Origin of the sequence: Sphaerotilus sp. (assembly GCF_031429695.1) — a bacterium.
In the GTDB taxonomy this organism is placed as follows: domain Bacteria; phylum Pseudomonadota; class Gammaproteobacteria; order Burkholderiales; family Burkholderiaceae_C; genus Sphaerotilus.
Genome location: NZ_JANPAB010000058.1, coordinates 56,730 through 78,786 on the forward strand (window position 1 = coordinate 56,730; position 22,057 = coordinate 78,786).

The following is a 22,057-nucleotide window of genomic DNA, read 5'->3' on the forward strand; positions in this document are numbered from 1 at the left end:
TCACTGGCTCACTTGCAGGCGTTGGCGGCCATGTAGTCGATGACCTTCAGCTTGCCGCTGACGATGTCGGCCTTTGCCGCATCGACCTTGGCCTTCATGTCGGCGGTGACCAGCTTGGCGTTGTTGTCGTCCACCGCGTAGTCCACGCCGCCCTCGGCCAGACCGAGCGAGGCGATGCCCGGCGTGTGGTTCTTTGCCACGTTGTACACGGCCACATCCACGCGCTTGAGCATCGAGGTCAGCATCGTGCCGGGCTGCAGGTGGTTCTGGTTGCTGTCGACACCGATGGCCAGCTTGCCGGCGTCCTTGGCGGCCTGGTAGACGCCAATGCCGGTGCCGCCCGCCGCTGCGAAGACGACGTCCGCGCCCTTGGCGAACTGCGCCTTGGTCAGCTCGCCGCCACGGGCCGGGTCGTTCCAGGCTGCACCGGTGGTGCCGGTCATGTTGGCGTAGGTCTCGACCTTCGGGTTGGCGTACTTCGCGCCCTGCTCGTAGCCGCACTGGAACTTGCGGATCAGCGGGATGTCCATGCCGCCGACAAAGCCGACCTTGCCGGTCTTGCTCGCCTGCGCGGCCATCATGCCGACGAGGAAGCTGCCTTCATGCTCCTTGAACACGACCGACTGCACGTTGGGGGCGTCCACCACCATGTCGATGATGGCGAACTTGAGCTTCGGAAACTCCTTGGCGACCTTCTCGATGCTCGACGCCTGACCGAAGCCGATGCCGATGATCGGGCTGGCGCCACGTTCGGCCATGCGGCGGATGGCCTGCTCGCGCTGGGTCTCGTTGGCGATCTCGAATTCGAGGTAGGGCTTGCCGGTTTCCTTCTTCCACCGCTCGATGCCCCGGTAGGCGGCCTCGTTGAAGGACTTGTCGAACTTGCCGCCCATGTCGAAGATGACGGCCGGGTCGGCGTGGGCGGACAGGGCGGCGCTCAGGGCGACGGACAGCGTGGCAAGGCGAAGGAGGGTTTTCGGGGTCTTCATCGTGGGTCTCGCTGAAGTGGTGCCGCAAGCGGCGTGGTGTGTCGGGCGCGGAGTTGACGCTGGTCGTCGGGATGGGGTGAAATGCCGCGTTCGGGTGGTGCGCAAACGTTTGCTTCCCGTTCGATCGACAACATCCTAACGTTCGCCGAATCGGGCGGGCGATTCATGTTTTCCCTAGCCGGGGCGGTTCATGTCAGCCAGCAACAAGCAGAACCCATGCCCGCCACTCGATGCGGCTGCGTGGTCGGTCCGGCCCAAGGTGCTGCTGCACGAGCACCTGGACGGCGGCCTGCGCCCGCAGACGCTGCTCGACCTGTGCCGCGCCCGCGGCCTGAAACCGCCGGCCGACACCGCCGATGCGCTGGGCGACTGGTTCGCGGCCAACGCCCACACGGGCAGCCTGGAGCGCTATCTGGCCGGCTTCGCGCTGACGGTGGGCGCGATGGCCAGCGCGGCGGCGTGCGAGCGCGTGGCCTTCGAGGCGGCCGAGGACGCCTTGGCGGACGGCTGCGTGCTGGCCGAGTTCCGCATGGCGCCGAGCCTGTTCGCGCCGCTCGGCCTGCGCCCGGAAGCGGCGATCGAGGCGCTGCTGGCGGGGCTGGCGCGCAGTGCGCTGCCGTGCGGGCTGATCGTCTGTGCGATGCGGATGAACGATCCTGCGCGCACCGCGTCGGCGGCGCGGATGGCCGGGCGCTACGCCGACCGCGGCGTGGTCGGCTTCGACCTGGCCGGCGCTGAACGGGGCTTTCCGCCAACGCGCCACCGCGAGGCGCTGCATCTGGCGAACGACGCCGGCCTCGGCCTGACCTGCCACGCGGGCGAGGCGGACGACGGCCACCGCGTCATCGAGGCCATCCGCCTTGGCGCGACCCGCATCGGGCACGGCGTGCGGGTGATGGACCACCCGGTCTGGGTCGAGCAGGCGCGGGCGTCGGGGGTGCATTTCGAGGTCTGTCCGTCCAGCAATGTCCACACTGGGGCGGCAGCGAGCCTGGCCGCGCACCCGTTTGGCGCGATGACCGCAGCGGGCTTGAACCTGTCGTGCTCGACGGACAACCGGCTGATCTCGCAGGTGACGCTCAGTGGCGAGCTGGCCGCGCTGCAAGTCCACCAGGGCCTGACCGTGGACACGCTGATGCAGCAGCAGCGCGCGGCGGTGCAGGCGTCTTTCCTTGGGGACGCGCTCAAGTCTGCCGCGCTGGCGCGGATCGACGCGGCATGACGGTGGGGACACGCTCCGTTGTTTGCCTCGGCGGCGCCAACGTGGACCGCAAGCTGCGTGTGGCGGCGCCAATGCGGCCGGGCAGCTCCAACCCGGCCACGGCCCGCGAGACCTTCGGCGGCGTTGCCCGCAATGTCGCGGAAAACCTCGCCCGCTGCGGCGTCCCGGTGCAACTGCTCTCCGCGGTGGGACAGGACGCCGCTGGCCGCGCGCTGCTGGACGGTGCGGCACACGCGGGCATCGACGTTCACGCGGTGCAGTCCATCGACGGTGCGCTCACCGGCAGCTACACCGCCGTGCTGGACACCGATGGCAGCCTCTTTGTTGCGCTCGCCCACATGGACCTGTGCGAGCAGCTCACGCCGGACTGGCTGGCGCAGCACGCGGACGTGTGCCGTGGCGCGGCCCTGGTGGTGGCCGATCTGAACCTGCCGGCGGCAACCTTGGCCGTGCTGGTGACGGCGGCGGCCGAGGCGGCTGCACCGCCGCTGGTGCTGGTCGCCGTGTCCGAAGCCAAGATGGCCCGCCTGCCGCCGCGGCTGCATGGGGTGCGCCTGCTGGTGCTCAACCGCGGGGAACTCGCTGCGTGGGCCGACACCGACGCACTCGCCGACGGCGTGGCACGCCTGCGGACAGCGGGTGTGCGCGATGTGGTCGTCACGCTGGGCGAGGCCGGGCTCTGCCACACCACGGCGGCAGGCGAACTGGTCTGCCTTGCCGCGCCGTCTGTGCCACCTGAGGCCGTGGTCGATGTGACCGGGGCCGGTGATGCGCTGGCTGCCGGGCTGTGCCACGGACTCTGGACGGGCGCGGTGGCCGAGCAAGGCTGGTCACGCACCTGCGTGCACGCACTGGGACGGGCGGCGCTGACGGTCCAGAGCGCCGAGACCGTCGTGCCTGACACCGAACGATTTCCCCCGATTCCCTTCTGAAAGGAACCCCGATGTCCGATCCCCTGATGCGTTTCTCTGCCGAGGTGCAGGCCGCCCGCGACGCCGGCCGCCCGATCGTCGCGCTGGAGTCCACCATCATTGCCCACGGCATGCCGTACCCGCAGAACGTGCAGACCGCCCGCGAGGTCGAAGCGATCATCCGCGCCCGTGGCGCCACGCCCGCCACGATCGCCGTGCTCGACGGCCAGATCTGCATCGGGCTGTCGGACGACCAGCTCGAACGGCTGGCCAGCGATGGCGACGTGATGAAACTCAGCCGCCGCGACCTGCCGTATGCCGTGGCCATGGGCCGGGCAGGGGCGACGACGGTGGCGGCGACGATGGTCTGCGCGGCGCGGGCGGGCATCGAGGTGTTCGTGACCGGGGGCATTGGCGGGGTCCACCGCGGCGCGCCCGAGAGCTTCGACATCTCCGCCGACCTGCAGGAACTCGCCCGCACGCCAGTGGCAGTGGTCTGCGCGGGGGCGAAGTCGGTGCTGGATTTGCCGCTGACGCTGGAGTATCTGGAGACGCACGGCGTGCCGGTGGTCGGCGTGGGGCAGGACCGGTTCGCGGCGTTCTACAGCCGCGACAGCGGGCTGCCGTGCGATTTCCGGATCGACGCGCCAGCCGATCAGGCGCGTTTCGTCCGGACCAAATGGGCGCTGGGGCTGGGCGGCGGCGTGGTGTTCAGCAACCCGGTGCCCTTGGCGCACGAGATCCCGCCGGTCGAGATCGAGGCCATCACCCGCCAGGCGCTGGACGAGGCGGCGGCGCAGGGTGTCAGTGGCAAGCGGGTGACACCGTTCCTGCTGGCGCGCATCAAGGAGCTGACGGAGGGCCGCAGTCTGGTCACCAACATCGCGCTGGTGAAGCACAACGCGCAGGTGGGGGCCGATCTGGCCATGGCTCTGGCGCAGGTCTGACAAGGAATCTGGTTGGGGGAAAAAAGAAGGGAGGCGGGACGGGACTCCGGGGGCTCGCTCTCAAAAGCCCGGAACGCCCGCCTCCCTGGGACTTGAGACTGAACTCAGTCCCTAAGGCTTCTCTGAGGAGGAGTCACACGAGAAGATTCGATGATGAACCGGTGCGGCGAGATTGTCATCTTCAGCGTCGCGACACAGTGCACGGTTCGGTCAGTCAGTGTGCTTCGGTCTCGACCGACACCTGTTCAGCGGCTTCCGCGCCGGCAAAGGCGCTGAAGGCCAGGACGAGCGCTGCGGCGGTGAGCCATTCGGACCAGCGAAACTTCATGACAGTCTCCGGTTGTGCAGGGCACTGCGGGGTGGGCAAGTCGAGCGATCAGCGTAAACGGAGTCGGTGCAGGCTTTTCCATCCTGTTGCAAGCCGGATCGAGTGCGCGCGCACTAGTACACGGTCGGTACTCACGGGTATCGCGTTTGACCCCTGCTCAGCGGTTTTGCGCGATCCGCGGCAGGTCGTCGACCAGGGTCGTCGCGGCCCCGGCGCTCAGAGTGAAGGCAATGGCGGCGGCGGCCAGCCAGTCGGTCCAGCGAGGTTTCATGGCAGTGCTCGGCAACGGCGAGTTCGTGGTTCAGTGCCGAGATCTTCGCAAGACCGTGTGCTTGCATATCCCCTGAACAGGGGGTGGATGGAATCGCTATTGCGCGGCGACGTAGCCCCGCGGAATCGCCCCCAGCAGCCGGCGCGTGTAGTCCTCGCGCGGCGCGGCGAGCAGCACCTGTGCGTCGGCGCGCTCGACCACGCGGCCGTCCTGCATCACCAGCACCTCGTCGGCCATGCTGCGCACCACCGCCAGGTCGTGGCTGATGAAGACGTAGGCCAGTCCGAGTTCGTCCTGCAGTTCCCGCAGCAGTTGGAGCACCTGGGCCTGCACCGACACGTCCAGTGCCGACACCGCCTCGTCGAGCACCAGCACCTCCGGCGACAGCGTCAGCGCCCGCGCGATGGCGATGCGCTGGCGCTGGCCGCCGGAGAACTCGTGCGGATACTTGCCAAACGCCGTTGCATCCAGCCCGACACGCTCCAGCAGCGCCAGCGCCCGGGCTTCGCGCGCCGTGTCGTCGGCGCCGATCTGGTGGATCTGCATCGGCTCCAGCAGCGTCTGGCCGATGGTGAAGCGGGGATTCAGCGACGCATACGGGTTCTGGAACACGATCTGGATGCGCCGGCGCAGCGCTTGCCGCTCCGGCCCCTGCAGGGCGAACAGGTCACGGCCCTCGAACAGCACCTGGCCGGCCGTCGCCTGATGCAGCCGCAGCAGCGTCAGCCCCATCGTCGTCTTGCCCGAGCCGGACTCGCCGACCACGCCCAGCGTGTGCCCGCGCCGCAGCGTGAAGCTCACGTCCTGCACCGCCTGGAAGTCGCGCCGGCGGAACAGCCCTGCACGGATCGGGAAGGACTTGCACAGCCCGCGTGCCTCGATCAGCACCGGTGCGTCTGCGTCGCGTGATCGGGCGGGGAGCGGGTCGTCCAGACGCGGCCGGCTGTCCAGCAGCGCGCGCGTGTAGGCGTCCTGCGGCGCGGTGAAGATGGCGGCGACCGGACCGCTCTCGCGGATCTGGCCGTCGCGCAGCACCACCACCTGATCCGCAATCTCCCCGACGACACCCAGGTCGTGGCTGATGAACAGCATGCTCATGCGCCGTGCGGTCTTGATCCGCGCCAGCAGCTCCAGAATCTGGCGCTGCACGGTGACGTCCAGCGCGGTGGTCGGCTCGTCGGCGATCAGCAGGCGCGGTTCGCAGGCCAGCGCCATCGCGATCATCACGCGCTGCTGCTGCCCGCCGGACAGCTCGTGCGGATAGGCGGACAGGCGCCGTTTCGGCTCGGGCAGGCCGACTTCCGCCAGCAGTTCTTCCGCGCGGGCCAGCGCGGCGCGGCGGCCCAGGCCGAGGTGCAGCCGCAGCGGCTCGGCGATCTGGGCGCCGACGGTGAAGACCGGGTTGAGCGAGCCCATCGGATCCTGGAACACGCAGGCGATGGCGCTGCCACGCAGCGCGCGCACCTCTGCGGGCGTGGCCTGCAGCAGATCGCGGCCGTCGAACAGGATGCGGCCGGTGCGTTCGGCGTTATCGGGCAGCAGGTTCACGATCGACATCGCCGTGACGCTCTTGCCCGAGCCGGATTCGCCGACCAGGGCGACGGTGGTGTTCTCGGGGATGTCGAAGCTGACACCGCCCGCCGTGTCACCGACAGCGCGGCCCCAGCGGAGCTGGCCCTGCTCGCGTCCGAGGCGAAAGCGCACCCGCAGGTCGTCGATGCGCAGCAATGTGGCGGGATTTTTCATCGCATCAATCCTCCAGCCCGCGCAGCTTCGGGTCGAGTGCGTCGCGCAGCGTGTCCGTCATCAGCGAAAACGCCGTCACGAACACTGCCATGAACGCGGTCGCGGTGGCCAGCTGCCACCAGTAGCCCAGGATCAGCTCGCTCTGCGCCTCGGCCAGCATCGTGCCCCAGCTCACCTGGTCGACGCTCACGCCCAGGCCCAGGTAGGACAGGATCACCTCGTACTTGATGAAACCGACGACGTGGATCGAGAGCTGCACCAGCACGATGTGGCTGACGTTGGGCAGGATGTGGCGGAACATGCGCTGCAGCGGACTGGCGCCGATCGCCTCGGCGGCGCGCACGTAGTCGCGGCCGGCGTGTTTCATGAACTCGGCGCGCACCAGCCGGTAGATGCCGGTCCAGCCCGTGAGGCCGAGGATGAGCACCACGCTGGTGACGCCGCGTCCGAACACCGCCGCGAAGGCGAGGATCAGCAGGATGCCGGGGATGGAGGTGAAGACGTTGTAGACCCACTCCAGCAGGTCACCCACACGCCCGCCGAAGAAGCCGCCGAAGGCCCCCAGCACCGTGCCGATCACCGCCGCGACCACGGCGGCCAGCACGCCGACCAGGATCGAGATCTGCGAGCCCTTGATCGCCTTGTCGAGCACGCTGCGGCCCAGCCGGTCGCCGCCGAAGGGCAGGGTGGGCGACTGGGCCGTGGTCTCGATCGACTGCTTTTGGGTGGCGGCGTCCCACTCGGCGTAGCGTGGGGCGAGCGGGTCCACCGAGGTCAGGTCGAGCAGCGGCTGCACGGGGCCGGATGCAGCGGATGCGGCCATGCCGGGCATCGCGGCGAATTCCGGCGCGGGGCCGAGCAGCGTGGGAGGTGCGTAGGAGACGCCGCGTTCGACCTGCCAGTTCGCCGCCACCAGCCCGCTGGCCGCCGCCAGCAGCAGGAGCACGAACAGTCCCACCACCGCCATCGACACCAGCCCGACCCGGTCGCCTTGCAGCCGCTTCCAGGCCAGAGACCAGACGCCTTCGGAGCGTGTGTGGGACGCCATCATCATCGTCACGGCCTTCATTTCAGCGTCACCCGGGGGTCGACCGCCTTGTAGAGCAGGTCCGTGAGCAGGTTGATGACCATCGTGATCACCGCCAGATAGACCGTCACCGCCTGGATGACGGGATAGTCGCTGCGGTTGACCGCCATCCACACCTCGCGCCCCAGGCCGGGAATCGAGAAGAACACCTCGATCAGGAAGGAGCCGATGAAGATGCCGGGCAACTGCATCGAGACATTGGTGAGGATCGGAATCAGCGCGTTGCGCAGGACGTGCTTGAGCAGGACCGCCGGTTCGCTCAGGCCCTTGGCGCGTGCGGTGCGGACGTAGTCGTGGCCGATCTCGTCGAGGAAGAAGCTGCGGTACAGGCGCATCTGCGGCGAGATCCCGACCATCACCGCCAGCAGCACCGGCAGCGGTGCGTAGGTGGTGAGGTTGGTCCAGACGCTGCGGGTCCAGCCCTGCACCGGAAACCAGCCGAGCTGGAACGCGAACAGCCACTGCCCGACGATGACGTAGACGAGGAAGCTGATCGACAGTGCCACCGTCGTCACGACCATGATCGCCCGGTCGGTCAGCGAGCCGCGCACCGCCGCCACCGCCAGCGCGAACGGGATCGCCAGCACGGCGTCCAGCACCAGGATCGGCGTCATCACCGTCAGCGTCGCCGGCAGCCGCGAGGCGAACAGGCTGGACACCGATTCGTTGGTCGCCCAGCTCTTGCCCCAGTCGAAGCGCAGGATCTGCTGCACGAAGATCCAGAGCTGCTCCCAGACCGGCTTGTTCAGGCCGAGCTGCTCGCGGATCTGGTCCACCTGCGCGGTGGAGGCGTTCAGGCCAGCGAGGATCTCGGCCGGATCCCCCCCGAAGGACTTGAACAGGAAGAACACCAGCAGCACGACGCCGACGAGCGTCGGCACCATCTGCCAGAGGCGGCGGATCAGGTAGGCACCCATCAGAGTCGGTCTCCATCGACAAACACGGCCAGCTCGCCCGGTTGCAGGGCAACCCAGTCCTCGTTGCAGGTGAGGGGTTCGGTGACGACGATGGCGACGCGGTCCTGCGGCGTCGTCAGGTCGGCGAAGTCCACGGTCAGGTCGGCGTCCTGCAGCTGCGCGGCGGCGAAGGGGTGGCGGCGCAACACGTAGTGCAGCTTCGTCGAGCAGTGCGCCCAGAGTGCCTCGCCCTGGCTGAGCAGGAAGTTGAAAGTGCCGTGGCGGGCGATGGCCGGGGTCAGCTCGGCCAGGGTCTGCGTCAGGTCGGGGATGCTGGGCATGCGGGCGTGGTTCTTGGCCAGTTCCTGCAGCAGCCAGCAGAAGGCGCGCTCGCTGTCGGTGTCACCCACCGGATGGAAGTTCGCGTGCAGCTTGGGATGAAAGTTCACCAAGTTGCCGTTGTGCGCGAAGACCCAGTAGCGGCCCCACAACTCGCGCATGAAGGGGTGGGTGTTTTCCAGCGCGACGCTGCCCTGGGTGGCCTTGCGGATGTGGGTGACGATGTGGCGGCTGCGGATCGGGTAGCGGCGAACCATCTCGGCCACGGGGGATTCGGCGGCGCTCTGGTGGTCCACGAACAGCCGCACGCCCGGTCCCTCGAAGAAGGCGATGCCGAAGCCGTCCTTGTGCTCGGCGGCGCGGTGGGCGAAACCGGTGAAGCTGAAGACCAGATCGGTCGGGGTGTTGGCGTTGAGTCCGAGGAGCTGACACATGGGGCGAGACACTACCACGCCGCTTGGCGGCGTTGGCGCTGGCGCTGGCGGTCACGCCGGCAGTGTCCGCGTGTGCTGTTTCAGCAGGGCGGTGAACTCGCTGCGTGGCATCGGGCGCCCGAAGAGCCAGCCCTGCGCCAGCTCGCAGCCCTGTTCGCGCAGGAAATTGGCCTGCTCCGTGGTCTCGACGCCTTCGGCGACCAGCCCCAGCTGCAGGCTGTGTCCCATCGAGATGATGGCGCGCACCACACCGGCCTGGTCGGTGCGCGTGGTGATGTCGCGCATGAAGGACTTGTCGATCTTCAGCGTGCTGATCGGGTACTTGGTCAGGTAGCTCAGCGCCGAGTGGCCGGTGCCGAAGTCGTCGATGGCCAGCGTCAGGCCCATGGCGCGCAGGCCGTCCAGCGTCTCTCCTGCCTGGCCGCGTTCGTCAAGGAGCAGCCGCTCGGTGATCTCCAGCTCGATCCACTCGGCGCGGCAGCCGGTGCGTGCCAGTGCGGTAGTGACGGTGCCGATCAGGTCGTGGTTGAGGAATTGGCGCGGCGAGAGGTTGACTGCGATGCACAGCGGCGGCTCGCCCGGCGCCCGCGCGCGGTTCCACTCGGCCGCCGCCGCGCAGGCGTCGCGCAGTACCCAGGCCCCGATGGCCACGATCAGGCCGCTGTCCTCGGCGACCGGGATGAAGTCCTCGGGCGAGACGTTACCGCGCACCGGGTGGTTCCACCGCAGCAGGGCCTCGGCGCCGACGATGCGGCCGTCGACCAGCGCCACCTTGGGCTGGAAATGGACGCTGAACTGCCGATCGGAGAGACCGCGGCGCAGATCGGCCTCCATCGAGACCCGATCGCGGGTGCGCTGGCTGAGGTCCTCGGAATGGAACTGGTGGCGCGAGCGCCCGCTCGCCTTGGCGGCGAACAGCGCGGTATCGGCCTGCTGCATCAGCGTGTCAGGGTCGGTGGCGGCGAGGGCCTCACCCCCGCAGCCCCGCACCGCGATGCCAACACTGGCCGAGACGAAGATGTCGTGGTCGTCGATGCGGCAGGGCGCCGAGAGTGCCTCGACCAGCCGGCGTGCGATGCGGTCGAGCTGTTCAAGGTCCACCGCATCGTGGATCAGCACGGCGAACTCGTCGCCGCCGAGCCGCGCGACCGTGTCCTGGCTGCGCAGGCAGGTGCCCAGGCGCTGCGCCATCATCACCAGCAGGCGGTCCCCGGTGGCGTGACCGAGCGTGTCGTTGACGTACTTGAAGTGGTCCAGGTCCAGCATCAGCACCGCCTGGACCGGACGCTCATGGAGCCGCTGCGTGAAGCCGGCGCGGTTGACCAACCCGGTCAGCACGTCCTCGAAAGCCAGCGTATGCAGCTCGCGCTGGGTGGTCTTCAGCTCGGTGATGTCCTGGGTGGTGGTCATCGTCTGGACGATCTGCCCCTGCGGGTCGTAGTCGAAGCGCTGCACCACCCGCAGGTCGCGCAGGCCGAAGGGACCGTGGATCGTGGTGTCGAAGCGCAGCTCAAGGTCACCCCGCGCCACGGCCTGCGAGGAGAGCTGGACCACGCGCTCGCGGTCCTGATCGATGACACGGTTCCAGATCTGGCGGGCCTCGGTGACGGTCGGACCGTCAAAGCCGAGCTGGCGTTGTGCCTCGGCGGACAACGTGGAGAGCTTCGACGCCTGTTGCCAGATCAGGTGACCCATCTGGCCGACCCGTTCGGCGTCTTCCAGCCGGGCGACCAGGCGGTCACGGTCGCAGCGATCGGCGTGCTGTGCTGCCATCGCGAGGCTGATCCGGGAGGGGCCCTTGACCATGACCATGTAGACGTAATAGACCAATGCCACGCCCATGTAGGTCTGGACCAGTGCGCCGTGGGTCAGCAGCACGCCGATCAGTGGCCCCATGGCCAACACGCCGAAGGTGAGCAGTGTTCCTCGGAGCGCGCCGATCAGTGCCGCGCTGCCCGCACAGGCCCCCATCAAGGTCATCATCACTGCAGTGCGTGTCACCGGTTCGTCGATCACGCCATAGAACAGACCCAGTGAACCCCATCCCAAGCCGCTCGTAAACGTCTGCACGTGTGTGACCACGCGCCAGTGCAGCATCGACCAGCACGTGCGGCCGCCTCCATGCAGAAAATACCGGGCCACCAGCAGGCGCAAGCCCATCAGTGTCTCGACCACCACCAGCCATGTCAGCAGCATCTGCTGCGGCGCCGCATTCCACAGCACGTAGGCGGTCAGGGCCGACAGGGCCATGCCAGAGACGACGGCCTGCGGCGTGTGCTGGTAGTGGGTCAGCAGCAGAGTCTGGTCCCATGCCTCGGCCGCGTCCATGCCCGACCCCGAAGAGGTCGACACGGACGAGGTTTTGGCAAATGGGGCGGGCAGGCGCAGCATCGGGGCGGCGCCAGGGAAGGGTGGCGCCTGCGAACGCTATCGGCAGTGCGCTGCCCGACTGAAGCGCTCCGCCTGGAGGGCACTCAGTGCGTCAACAGCCGGAACAGCCCGCGCACCGACAGCAGGTGTCCGGGATTCGAGGTCTCGTCGAGTACGCCACTCATGCGCAGCAGCAGCGAGGCGCTGTGGCGGGCGCGCCAGATCACCAGATCGGCCAGCCAGGGGTGGCGGTTGACGCTGTTGGCCTTTTCGTAAAGCGCGAACTTGGGCCGCAGCGTGGCGAGCTGCGTGTCGTAAAGCCGCCGCACCGCGGCTTCATCCAGCCCATCGCGAGCACCCTTCAAGAGCACATCGGCGGCCATCAGCCCGGTTTCGAGGGCCTTCCCGATGCCTTCGCCGGTGAAATCGTAGGTCGAGCCCAGCGTCTCGCCGGTGGCGAGCAGGCCGGGCCGTCCGCTCTCGGCGCCATCCAGCGTGCAGCGCAGCGGGGCGCCCTTGAGATCGCCCTGGAGCGTGCCGCCGTCCATCAGCGCCCGCGCCGGGGCGTAGACGCGGGTGAAGTCGTCGAACATCTGGCGCAGGTTGGCGTCCGCGGCCTGTCCCTGGCGGAAGAAGGCGCCCACGCCGATGTTGTAGGTGTCATCGCCGCACGGGAAGATCCAGCCGTAGCCCGGCCGCAGCGCCTTGTCCCACACCACGTCCATCGTCGTCTGTCGGCCCGCCAGCGACGGGTTGCGCACATAGCCGCGCAGCGCGATGCCGCTGGGCGTGCGGCGCGTGCACAGGCCCGTGGCGACCAGCGGCTGCACGCCGGCGCCTGTCGCCAGCACCACCCAGCGCGCGCGCACTTCAGGCCGCGCCTCGCCCTGGCGCAAGCGGGCACCGACGACACGCCCGTCCTCTTCGATCACCGCGTCGAACTTCACCGGGGTCACCAGCCGCACGCCCTGGCGCTGCGCGTGCCGCACCAGCAGGAAATCCAGCACCCGGCGCGGCAGCACGGCCAGCGTGCCCGGCACATCGACCTGCCCGCCGCGCGGCGCCACGCAGCGCACATGGCCGACGTGTTCGGCGTGCGCCATCACCTCGTCGAGCACGCCCAGCCGCCGCAGCGCGGCATGGGCATCCGGGATCAGGCCGTCGCCGCAGATCTTTTCGCGCGGAAAGTCGTGCTGGTCGATCAGGCACACCGACCAGCCGGCCGCGGCCAGCGTGGCCGCGCAGGCGCTGCCGGACGGGCCGGCGCCGATGACCAGCACGTCGCAGGCAGGGGGCAGTTCACCGACAGGAACCGGAGCGGGCAGGGGGGCGGGTAGCGTCATGGCGCGAATTCTAGGATCGGGCGGCACAATCCGCGCCATGCGTGGTCCGTGCTCCTCCCTGTTGTTCAGCTTTGCCGTGGTCATGGGTCTGCTCACGCCTCCCGGGGCGGCAGTGGCTGCGGAGCTGGTCACCGTCGAGGTCGGCCCCACGCTGGGCCGTCCGCGCATCGGCCTGGTGCTGTCGGGCGGCGGGGCGCGCGGGCTGGCGCATGTGGGTGTGCTCAAGGTGCTGGAGCGCGCGCACATCCCCATCGACGCCATCGCCGGCACCTCGATGGGCGCGATCATCGGCGGCCTCTACGCCAGCGGCCTGCGTGCCGACGACCTGGAGCGCGAGCTGCTGGCGCTGGACTGGACCACGCTGTTCGCCAACCGCCTGCCCCGCGAGACCCTGAGCGAGCGCCGCAAGGAAGAGGATTTCGAGATCTCGCCCGCGCTGGAAGTCGGCCTGAGCCGTGTCACCGGCGAGCTGATGCTGCCGCTGGGCTCCGTGTCGAGCCGGGGGCTGGAGCTGCTGCTGCGCCGCTACACGTTGCCGGTGCGGCAGCTGCCGAGCTTCGACGCGCTGCCCATCCCCTTCCGTGCGGTGGCGACCGACATGGAATCCGGCGAGGCGGTGATCTTCCGCCAGGGCGATCTGGCGCAGGCACTGCGGGCGAGCATGTCGGTGCCGGGCGTGTTCCCGCCGACCGAGGTCGACCACCGCATCCTCGGCGACGGCGGGCTGGTCAACAACCTGCCGGTGGACGTCGTGCGGGCGATGGGCGTGGACCTGGTCATCGCCGTCAACATCGGCACGCCGCTGGCCGGGCGCGACAGCCTGGGCACCGTGCTCGGGCTGACTTCGCAGATGGTCAACATCCTCACCGAGCAGAACGTGCAGCGCTCGATCGCCACGCTGGACCCGGCGCGCGACGTGCTGGTCGCGCCGCCGCTGGGCCGTCTCACCTCCGGCGACTTCGACCGTGCCGTGGATCTGGTCGCCGCTGGTGAGCAGCACACCCTCGGGCTGCTGCCGCAACTCGCGGCCCTTCGTCTGGGCGACGCCGACTGGCAGGCGATGCGCCGTGCCCAGGCCCGGCCGGACGATCCGCCGCAGGCCATCGCCTCCGTGCGCTTCGAGGGCCAGGACATCACCGAGCCGGAGCGGCTGCGTGGCGTGCTGACCGTCCAGCCCGGCCAGCCCTTCTCGGTCGAACGCGCCGAGCGCGACAGCCGCACGCTGGCCGCCAGTGGCGATTACCTGCATGTGGACTACCGCGTCGAAGACCTGCCGGCCGGTACCGGGCTGGTCTACCGCGTGGAGGAGAAGCCCTGGGGGCCGCACTATTTCCGGCTCGGGCTGGACGTTCAGAGCGACTTCGCCGGCCGTGGCGAGTTCAACGTCAAGCTCAGCCACAACCGCCACTGGCTAGACGACAGCGGCAGCGAGTGGCGCAACCGGGCCCAGATCGGCTCGGTGCCGCGCTGGTTCAGCGAGCTGTACGTGCCGCTCGGCGCCGGCAGCGGTCCGGCGAGCGACTGGTTTGTCGCTGGCTGGGGCGAGATCGAGCGCCGCCGCCTGACCACCTACCAGCCGCTGCAGCCCGACCAGAGCGCACGTTCGCTCACGGTGCTGGGCCGGCAGGTGCGCGGACAGGTGCGGATGGGGGTCGACCTGGGTCAGCCGCTGAGCGACCTGGGCGAGTGGCGCGTGGGCGTGGTGCGCGACGTGCTGAGCCTGGATCCGGAAATCACCGCGGGCACCGCCGATGCCGCCAGCCTCGCGGCCGGCCGCAGCCGCGAATGGGCGTTGCGCAGCGGGCTGGTGATCGACCAGCTTGACCACGCGAGTTTTCCACGCCAGGGCTGGCGCATGAAGCTGGGCGTGCAGGCCGGTCGCCGTTGGCTCAGTGGTTCGGCGGACGGCGCCAGCAGCGCCGCCTTCCACCGCATCGAGGCCGATGTGACGCAGGTCGCCAGCCGGGGTCGCCAGACGGTGGAGACCACGCTGCGGCTGCGGCATGCCCGCCAGCGCGAGGCCATCGGACAGGTCGGGCACTACACCCTGGGCGGCTTCCACAACCTCTCGGGCTATGAGATCGACCAGCTCGCCGGCAACGACGCACTGCTCGGGCGCCTGACCTGGATGCTGCGGCTCAACCGCCAGCCGGTGCTGACCCGCGGCGTGTTCGCGGGCGCCACGCTGGAGGCGGGCAATGCGTGGATCTCGTCGCGTGCGGTCAGCCTGCGCGATCTGCGCTGGGGGGGCAGTGCTTTCCTGGGCGCTGACACGGGGCTGGGTCCGATGTACCTGGGGCTGACCTGGGCGCCGCGGGGCCGGGCCGGCGTGTATCTGATGCTCGGTCGGCCCTGATCAGCGCAGGGAACTGCGCCGCACCACCAGCTCGACCGCGAGCGTGCGCGGCGGCACCACCTCGCCGGCCACGATGTCGAGCAGCGCGTTGACGATCTCGACCCCGGCGACCGCCACCGGCTGGCGCACGGTGGTCAGCGGTGGGTAGGCGTGGCTGGCCCACTCGATGTCGTCGTAGCCGACCACGGCCACATCGCGCGGCACGTCCTTGCCATGTGCGCGCAGCACCTGCACCACCGCCATCGCCAGCACGTCCGAGCAGGCGAACACCGCATCGAAGGCCGTGCCGGACTCGATCAGCCGCGACAGGTCGGCACGCGCCTGGCTGGCATCGAAGGGGGTATGCAGTTCCAGCGCCGGCACGGCGGCCAGCCCGGCTTCTGCCAGTGCCTGCCGATGGCCGCGCAGGCGCTGGGCCACTTCGGGCAGCTCCGGATCCCCCATGAAGACGATGCGCTGGCAGCCGCGTTCCAGCAGGTGCTGCGTGGCCAGCGAGCCACCGGTGGCGTTGTCGCCGCCAACCGAGCAATAGCGCTGCACGGGAATCTGCGCACCCCACACCACCAGCGGCACGCCACGCTCGGCCATCTGGTTGATCTGCTCGTGGCTGTGCCACTGGCCAATCAGGATCACGCCCATCGCGGTGCCGGTGTCCCACGCCTGCGAGGTGAGTTCCAGCCGGTCCGCGTCCACCCGCGACACCAGCATGTCGAAGCCGCGGTCGGTCAGCGCGTCGGCCAGGCTGCCGAGCATGGCCAGGAAAAACGGGTCCGAGACATGCTGGCGCGCGCGCCGGTCGTACGGAATCACCACCGCCACCGTCCTGTTGTGGCGCAGTCGCAGGTTCTTGGCGCCGATGTTGATGGTGTAGTTCAGCGAGCGTGCCAGCTCGGAGATGCGCTGGCGCGTCGCGGCGCTGACCTCCGGGCTGCCGTTGAGCGCCCGCGACACCGTGGCAACCGACACCCCGGCAATGCGGGCGATGTCGGCCATCTGCAGGCGCTGGCGTTCGGGGCGCTCGGCGGGCGCTGGGTCAGGCGATGGGGTCATGGTCCGGGGTGTCGGTGGTGGGGGCCGGGTCGGGCACGGGCACAGGTGCGTCGGTCGGGACCATCCAGCCATGCAGGATCTCCGCCACCTCGCCCACGCCCTGGCGCTTGAGCGACGAGAACAGCGTGATGCGGAGGTCGGATTGGTCCGTGGCCAGCGCGGTCAGCACCGCCTGCGCCTTGCGCAGCGAGTCGGCGGCTTCGTTGCGGTTGAGCTTGTCGGCCTTGGTCAGCAGCACCAGCAGCCGCACTTCGCCATTGGCCAGCCGCGGTGCGACGAACTCCAGCAACTGCCGGTCCAGGTCCGTGAAGCCGTGGCGCGAATCCACCATCTGCACCACGCACGACAGGTTGCGCCGCACGCGCAGGTAATCGGCCATCACCTCCTGCCAACGTGCCTTGGCGGCCTTGGCCACCGCCGCGTAGCCGTAGCCGGGCAGGTCGGCCCAGTACGCTTGCGGCGCCTCCTTCGGGCCGACCTCGAACAGGTTGATGTGCTGCGTGCGGCCGGGGGTCTTGGAGGCATAGGCCAGCTGTCGTTGCTGGGCCAGCGTGTTGATGGCGGTGGACTTGCCCGCGTTGGACCGGCCGACGAAGGCGATCTCGGGCAATTCGTGCGCCGGAAGCTGGTCCAGACGGCTCGCGGTGGTCAGAAAGCGGGCCGTGTGGGTCCAGGCGAGGGCGGTTCGCGTGGCATCGGCGCCACCGACGAGAGGGGCAAGTGGGGGGGTGATCATTCGCCATTGTAAAATCTTCAGGTTTCACGTCTGCCTTTGCGCCGCTCAACCATGAAATCGCACGTCAAGTCGCTTCTTGCCCTGCTCGCGGCGGCCGCCATGGCCACCCCGCTCGCTGCCAATGAGTCCCAACCCGCCGCTGCCAAGGTCGATCCGGCCAAGGGGCAGGCGATCTCCACCCAAGTCTGCGGCGCCTGCCACACCGCTGACGGTTCGCGTGGTTCGCCCGCCAACCCGATCCTGCAAGGCCAGCACCCGGAATACCTCGTCAAGCAACTGACCGAATTCAAGGCCGGCAAGCGCGACAACGCCATCATGAAGGGCTTCGCCTCCGCGCTCAGCGACGAGGACATGAAGAACGTTGCCGCCTTCTATTCCAGCAAGCAGGCCAAGCCAGGCGCTGCCAAGAACAAGGACCTCGTCGTCCTGGGCGAAAAGATCTACCGCGGTGGCATCGCCGATCGCAAGGTGCCCGCCTGTGCCGGTTGCCACAGCCCGACCGGCGCTGGCATCCCTGCCCAGTACCCGCGTCTGTCCGGTCAGCACACCGACTACACCACTGCGCAGTTGACCGCCTTCCGCGACGGCATCCGCAAGAACAACGCCGTGATGACCGGCGTGACCGCGAAGATGAACGACCGCGAAATCAAGGCCGTCGCCGACTACATCGCCGGGCTGCATTGAGATCCCCACGGCGGCTGGCCTGCACGGCCGCCGCCGTTGATGCAGATCAATAAGGCCGGTCCCTGACCGGCCTTTCTGCTTCTTTACGCTGCATTCAGCTTTCATTCGCATAATTCCGTCCGCCATGTCCGCATCCCCTTCCAGCCCACAGGTCCAGGCGGGTTCGCGCTGGAAGCAGGAGACCGTGGAACTGCTGTCGTCGATGCGCTTTGCCATCGCGCTGTTCACGGTCATCTGCATCGCTTCGGTGATCGGCACCGTCGTCCAGCAGCACCAGCCGCCCGTCAATTACGTCAACCAGTTCGGCCCCTTCTGGGCCGAGGTGTTCGGCCGCCTGGGGCTGTACGCGGTCTACAGCACGGGCTGGTTCCTGCTGATCCTGGTGTTCCTGGTGACCTCGACCAGCCTGTGCGTGGCGCGGCACACCCCCAAGATCCTCGGCGACCTGCGCAACTACAAGGAAAACATCCGCGAGTCCGCGCTGCTGGCGTTCCACCTCAAGGGCAAGGGCGTCGTGCCGCTGTCGCGTGAACAGGCACTGGCCCGCGTCAACGAGGTGCTGGCCAACGACGGCTGGAAGGGCAAGGCGCAGGTGCGCGAGGGCGGCGTGATGGTCGCTGCGCGCCAGGGCGCGGCCAACAAGCTCGGCTACATCGCCGCGCACAGCGCCATCGTGCTGATCTGCATCGGCGGCTTGCTGGATGGCGACCTGATCGTCAACGCCCAGATGGCCTTGCTGGGCAAGTCGACCTACGCCGGTGGCGGCCTGATCAAGGACGTGGCGCCCGAGCACCGGCTGTCCACCGCGAACCCCACCTTCCGCGCCAACCTCTATGTGCCCGAAAAGGCGGTCGCCGGGACTGCGGTGATCAACCTCACCAGCGGCATCGTGCTGCAGGATCTGCCGTTCCAGGTCGAGCTGAAGAAGTTCGTCGTCGAGTACTACGACACCGGCATGCCCAAGCTGTTCGCCAGCGACATCATCGTCCACGACCCGGATGGCACGAAAACCGAGGCCAAGGTCAAGGTCAACGAACCCTTCATCCACAAGGGCATCGCCATCTACCAGTCGAGCTTCGAGGACGGTGGTTCGAAGCTGACGTTGATGGCCCGCCCGATGGGGCGGCCCGGCACGCCGTTCGAGGTCACGGGTGAAGTCGGTGGCACCACCACGCTGACCAACGCCGCCTCGCAGACCGACAGGCTCCAGCTCGAATTCACGGGCCTGCGCACCATCAACGTCGAGAACCTCGCCGCCGAGAACCCGGGCGGGTCGAACTCCGGCGCTGATGTGCGCAAGGTCGATCTGGTCGGCTCGCTGGGCGAACACCTCGGCTCTGGCGCCCGCGTCAAGGCCGACAAGAAGCTGCACAACGTCGGACCCTCCGTGACCTACAAGCTGCGCGATGCGTCCGGCCAGGCGCGGGAATACAGCAACTACATGATCCCGGTCGAGCTGGATGGCCTGAAGGTGTTCCTCGCCGGGGTGCGCGACACGCCAGACCAGGCCTTCCGCTACCTGCGCATTCCCGCGGATGAACGCAGCACGCTGGACGACTGGATGGGCATGAAAGCGGCGCTGGCCGACCCCGCCAGCCGCCTGGAAGCCGCCCGCCGCTACGTGCGCAAGTCCGCGCCGGCCGACAAGCCCGAACTGGCGCAGCAGCTCGAAGCCTCGGTGCTGCGCGGCATGACGCTGTTCGCCGGTGCCGAGGTGGTGCGCAAGGACGCGCCCAGCGCCGGCTTGCAGGCGCTGCAGGACTTCATCGAGACCAACGTGCCGGAAGCGGACCGCGGTCGCACTTCCGAGGTGCTGATCCGCATCCTCAACGGCGGGCTGTTCGAGCTGCTCAACCTCGTGCGCGAGCGCGCCGGGCAGGCGGCGCTGGTGCCCGGCGAGGAGGCCCAGCGGTTCATGGGCCAGGCGGTGCTGTCGCTGTCGGATTCGTTCGCCTACCCGGCGCCGCTGCTGCTGTCGCTGACCAATTTCGACCAGGTGCAGGCCAGCGTGTTCCAGGTGACCCGGGCGCCGGGCCAGAAGCTGGTCTATCTGGGTTGCGCCTTCCTGATTCTCGGGGTGTTCTCGATGCTCTACATTCGCGAACGCCGCCTGTGGATCTGGATCGAAGGCCCGGCGGACGCCCCGTCCACCACCGTGACCCTGGCCCTGTCGGCCACCCGCCAGACGCTGGACACGGACAAGGATTTCGACGCCTTGAAAACCAGGATGCTGCAGACATGAACCAGACCACCACCCTGACCCTCGGCCGGGCGTCGCCGCTCAGCCGGCGCAGCGCCTTCGACTGGCTGTTCGCGCTGCTCGTGATCGCGGGCGCCGGCTTCGTCTGGCAACGCTACGGCGGCTCGATGGACGGCTACGAGCGCGGCATCCTGCTGTGCGCCGTGCCGGCGCTGATCGCGCTAGGCTGGTTCTGGGCGCCGCTGCGCTCGCTGAGCCTCGGGGTCGGGGCGGTGAGTCTGCTGGCCATTTCGCTCTACCTGCGGCAAACGGATGCCTTTGGCGCCGATCTGGCAGCGGCCGACAAGGTGTTCTGGCTCAAGTACCTGTTGTCCAGCCAGAGCGCCATCATGTGGATGTGCGTGCTGGTGTTCATGTCGACGCTGTCGTACTGGATCGGCCTGCTGATCGGCCGCGGCAGCGACACCGCGCAGCGCATCGGTTCGTGGCTCGCGTGGTCGGCCGTCTTCATGGCGCTGGTCGGCACCTTCGTGCGCTGGTTCGAGAGCCACCAGATCGGCCCCGACATCGGCCACATCCCGGTGAGCAACCTCTACGAAGTGTTCGTGCTCTTCATCTGGCTGACCACGCTGATCTACCTGCACATCGAAAGCCACTACAAGACCCGCGCGCTGGGTGGTTTCGTCATGCTGATCGTCAGCGCCGCCGTGGGTTTCCTGCTGTGGTACTCGCTGTCGCGTGGTGCGGACCAGATCCAGCCGCTCGTGCCGGCGCTGCAGAGCTGGTGGATGAAGATTCACGTTCCCGCCAACTTCGTCGGCTACGGCACCTTCGCGCTGTCGGCGATGGTGGCGCTGGCCTACCTCGTCAAGACGGCGACGGCGCGCTCGCTGTGGACCGGACTGGTGGGCGTGCCGGGCGTGCTGCTGCTGGTGCTGGCGGGATTCTGGCTGCTGGGCAACCTGACGCCACAGACCTCGGCGGCAGTGATGAAGTCGATGCGGATGCTGGGTGGCTGCGTGGCGCTGTTCGCCTTCACGATTTCGGTGCGGGGTGTCCTCAACGCGCGCACGCCGGCACCGGAAGTGCTCGACGACGTGATGTACCGCGCCATCGCCCTGGGCTTCGCCTTCTTCACCATCGCCACCATCCTCGGCGCCTTCTGGGCGGCGGAAGCCTGGGGCGGCTACTGGAGCTGGGATCCGAAGGAAACCTGGGCGCTGATCGTCTGGCTGAACTACGCCGCCTGGCTGCACATGCGGCTGATGAAGGGCCTGCGCGGCCGGGTGTCGGCATGGTGGGCGCTGGTCGGGCTGGTGGTGACGACGTTTGCGTTCCTGGGGGTCAACATGTTCCTGTCAGGGCTGCATTCCTACGGGGAGCTGTGAGCCTGACCCTGCGTCCAGTCCTGGTGGCGCACGGGCAGGCGGTTGAGTTGATCGCGCCGATGCCGCCATGACGGCATGAACCCGTCCAGCAGTGCGTGGAAGCGGGCGTTGTGCGATGGCTCCAGCAGGTGCGCCATCTCATGCACGACGATGTATTCCAGGCACTCGGGTGGTTTGCAGGCCAGTTCGGTATTGAGCCGTAAATGCCCCTGCACCGGGTTGCAGCTTCCCCAGCGGGTTTTCATGCGCTGCACGAACACCTTGCGGACCTGCACCCCCATCACTGAAGCCCATCGGTCGATCAGTGGTGTGACCGCCTGCCGGAGCTGCTGCCGGTACCACTCGTCGAGAATCTCCTGCCGGTGAGCGGCATCGGTTCCTGGTCGGCAGGTGAGTTGCAGATAGCGCGGGGTCAGCGCCACCGTGGGGGCTGCGGCAGTCTCGATCACCTGCAACAGATAACGCTGCCCCCAGACGCGATGGCTCTCGCGTTCCAGGTACTCGCGGGGCGTCTCCCGTTCCTGCGTCTGCATCTTCTGGCGCTGCTGGCGAATCCAACCCAGCCGGGCGATGGCGAACAGGCGCAGGGTGTCGAGCTGCAGGCGCTGCGGCGCCACCATGCTGACCTGACCCAGGGGCGGATGCACGCTCAGGTGGATGTTCTTGATGTCCTTGAACACCACGTCGATCGTGATGTCCCCCAGCGTCAGCCGGCTGGGTGTGGGGGCATCGGTCGGTGCAGGCATGGGCTTCAACCGCT

The 22,057-nt window shown here is 68.5% G+C and carries 17 protein-coding genes; 7 read left to right on the forward strand and 10 right to left on the reverse strand.

The genetic code is table 11. From position 1 onward, the window contains the following. Nucleotides 1–8 precede the first annotated feature (8 nt). On the reverse strand, nucleotides 9–989 hold the full coding sequence (locus RMP06_RS10705; RefSeq protein ID WP_310461766.1) for a BMP family lipoprotein: 981 nt from the start codon (nucleotides 987–989) through the stop codon (nucleotides 9–11). Between the two features lie 190 nt (nucleotides 990–1,179). On the opposite strand from RMP06_RS10705, the gene add reads away from it, so the two are divergent. Genes add through RMP06_RS10720 form a run of 3 tightly spaced genes read left to right on the forward strand, consistent with a single transcriptional unit; the run spans nucleotide 1,180 to nucleotide 4,069 of the window. Continuing rightward, nucleotides 1,180–2,211, forward strand: a complete 1,032-nt coding sequence (gene add / locus RMP06_RS10710) for an adenosine deaminase (RefSeq protein WP_310461767.1) — start codon at nucleotides 1,180–1,182, stop codon at nucleotides 2,209–2,211. Beyond that, nucleotides 2,208–3,143: a carbohydrate kinase family protein gene (locus tag RMP06_RS10715; RefSeq protein WP_310461768.1), complete on the forward strand. Its 936-nt coding sequence runs from the start codon at nucleotides 2,208–2,210 to the stop codon at nucleotides 3,141–3,143. The genes add and RMP06_RS10715 overlap by 4 nt, the downstream gene beginning before the upstream one ends. Before the next feature lie 11 nt (nucleotides 3,144–3,154). After that, complete coding sequence (locus tag RMP06_RS10720) at nucleotides 3,155–4,069, forward strand: pseudouridine-5'-phosphate glycosidase (RefSeq protein ID WP_310461769.1); 915 nt, start codon at nucleotides 3,155–3,157, stop codon at nucleotides 4,067–4,069. A gap of 695 nt (nucleotides 4,070–4,764) precedes the next feature. On the opposite strand, the gene RMP06_RS10725 is transcribed toward RMP06_RS10720, so the two are convergent. The 6 genes from RMP06_RS10725 to RMP06_RS10750 form a co-directional block, all read right to left on the reverse strand. Beyond that, nucleotides 4,765–6,414, reverse strand: a complete 1,650-nt coding sequence (locus RMP06_RS10725) for an ABC transporter ATP-binding protein (RefSeq protein WP_310461770.1) — start codon at nucleotides 6,412–6,414, stop codon at nucleotides 4,765–4,767. A 4-nt stretch (nucleotides 6,415–6,418) separates the two neighbouring features. Beyond that, nucleotides 6,419–7,468, reverse strand: a complete 1,050-nt coding sequence (locus RMP06_RS10730; RefSeq protein WP_310461843.1) for an ABC transporter permease — start codon at nucleotides 7,466–7,468, stop codon at nucleotides 6,419–6,421. 11 nt (nucleotides 7,469–7,479) lie between these two features. Beyond that, nucleotides 7,480–8,418: an ABC transporter permease gene (locus RMP06_RS10735; protein ID WP_310461771.1), complete on the reverse strand. Its 939-nt coding sequence runs from the start codon at nucleotides 8,416–8,418 to the stop codon at nucleotides 7,480–7,482. Next, entirely contained in the window at nucleotides 8,418–9,170 is a 753-nt protein-coding gene (locus RMP06_RS10740; RefSeq protein WP_310461772.1) for a class II glutamine amidotransferase, read from the reverse strand. The genes RMP06_RS10735 and RMP06_RS10740 overlap by 1 nt, the downstream gene beginning before the upstream one ends. Nucleotides 9,171–9,221: 51 nt before the next feature. After that, the gene (locus RMP06_RS10745; protein WP_310461773.1) at nucleotides 9,222–11,522 is read right to left on the reverse strand and encodes a putative bifunctional diguanylate cyclase/phosphodiesterase; all 2,301 of its coding nucleotides are present in this window, start codon (nucleotides 11,520–11,522) and stop codon (nucleotides 9,222–9,224) included. Nucleotides 11,523–11,644: 122 nt separating this feature from the next. Beyond that, nucleotides 11,645–12,883 (reverse strand): NAD(P)/FAD-dependent oxidoreductase, encoded by a 1,239-nt coding sequence (locus tag RMP06_RS10750; protein ID WP_310461774.1) that lies wholly within the window; start codon nucleotides 12,881–12,883, stop codon nucleotides 11,645–11,647. A gap of 37 nt (nucleotides 12,884–12,920) precedes the next feature. Here RMP06_RS10750 and RMP06_RS10755 point away from each other — a divergent pair, with 37 nt between their 5' ends. Next, the gene (locus RMP06_RS10755; RefSeq protein WP_310461775.1) at nucleotides 12,921–15,239 is read left to right on the forward strand and encodes a patatin-like phospholipase family protein; all 2,319 of its coding nucleotides are present in this window, start codon (nucleotides 12,921–12,923) and stop codon (nucleotides 15,237–15,239) included. Here the strand turns inward: RMP06_RS10755 and RMP06_RS10760 are convergent, their stop codons facing one another. Both RMP06_RS10760 and yihA read right to left on the reverse strand, forming a co-directional pair. Continuing rightward, a complete protein-coding gene (locus RMP06_RS10760; RefSeq protein WP_310461776.1) occupies nucleotides 15,240–16,289 on the reverse strand; it encodes a LacI family DNA-binding transcriptional regulator in 1,050 nt (349 codons plus the stop codon). Then, nucleotides 16,273–17,025, reverse strand: a complete 753-nt coding sequence (gene yihA / locus RMP06_RS10765) for a ribosome biogenesis GTP-binding protein YihA/YsxC (protein WP_310461777.1) — start codon at nucleotides 17,023–17,025, stop codon at nucleotides 16,273–16,275. Before yihA ends, RMP06_RS10760 begins: the two co-directional genes overlap by 17 nt. 51 nt (nucleotides 17,026–17,076) lie before the next feature. Here yihA and RMP06_RS10770 point away from each other — a divergent pair, with 51 nt between their 5' ends. The 3 genes from RMP06_RS10770 to ccsB all read left to right on the forward strand — a co-directional run bounded on the left by RMP06_RS10770 (nucleotide 17,077) and on the right by ccsB (nucleotide 21,297). Continuing rightward, a complete protein-coding gene (locus RMP06_RS10770) occupies nucleotides 17,077–17,709 on the forward strand; it encodes a c-type cytochrome (protein WP_310461778.1) in 633 nt (210 codons plus the stop codon). Nucleotides 17,710–17,833: 124 nt separating this feature from the next. Next, nucleotides 17,834–19,951, forward strand: a complete 2,118-nt coding sequence (locus RMP06_RS10775; RefSeq protein ID WP_310461779.1) for a cytochrome c biogenesis protein ResB — start codon at nucleotides 17,834–17,836, stop codon at nucleotides 19,949–19,951. Further along, a complete protein-coding gene (ccsB, locus tag RMP06_RS10780; RefSeq protein WP_310461780.1) occupies nucleotides 19,948–21,297 on the forward strand; it encodes a c-type cytochrome biogenesis protein CcsB in 1,350 nt (449 codons plus the stop codon). Before RMP06_RS10775 ends, ccsB begins: the two co-directional genes overlap by 4 nt. On the opposite strand, the gene RMP06_RS10785 is transcribed toward ccsB, so the two are convergent. Beyond that, nucleotides 21,282–22,043 (reverse strand): M48 family metallopeptidase, encoded by a 762-nt coding sequence (locus tag RMP06_RS10785; protein WP_310461781.1) that lies wholly within the window; start codon nucleotides 22,041–22,043, stop codon nucleotides 21,282–21,284. The genes ccsB and RMP06_RS10785 overlap by 16 nt on opposite strands. Nucleotides 22,044–22,057: the final 14 nt, after the last annotated feature.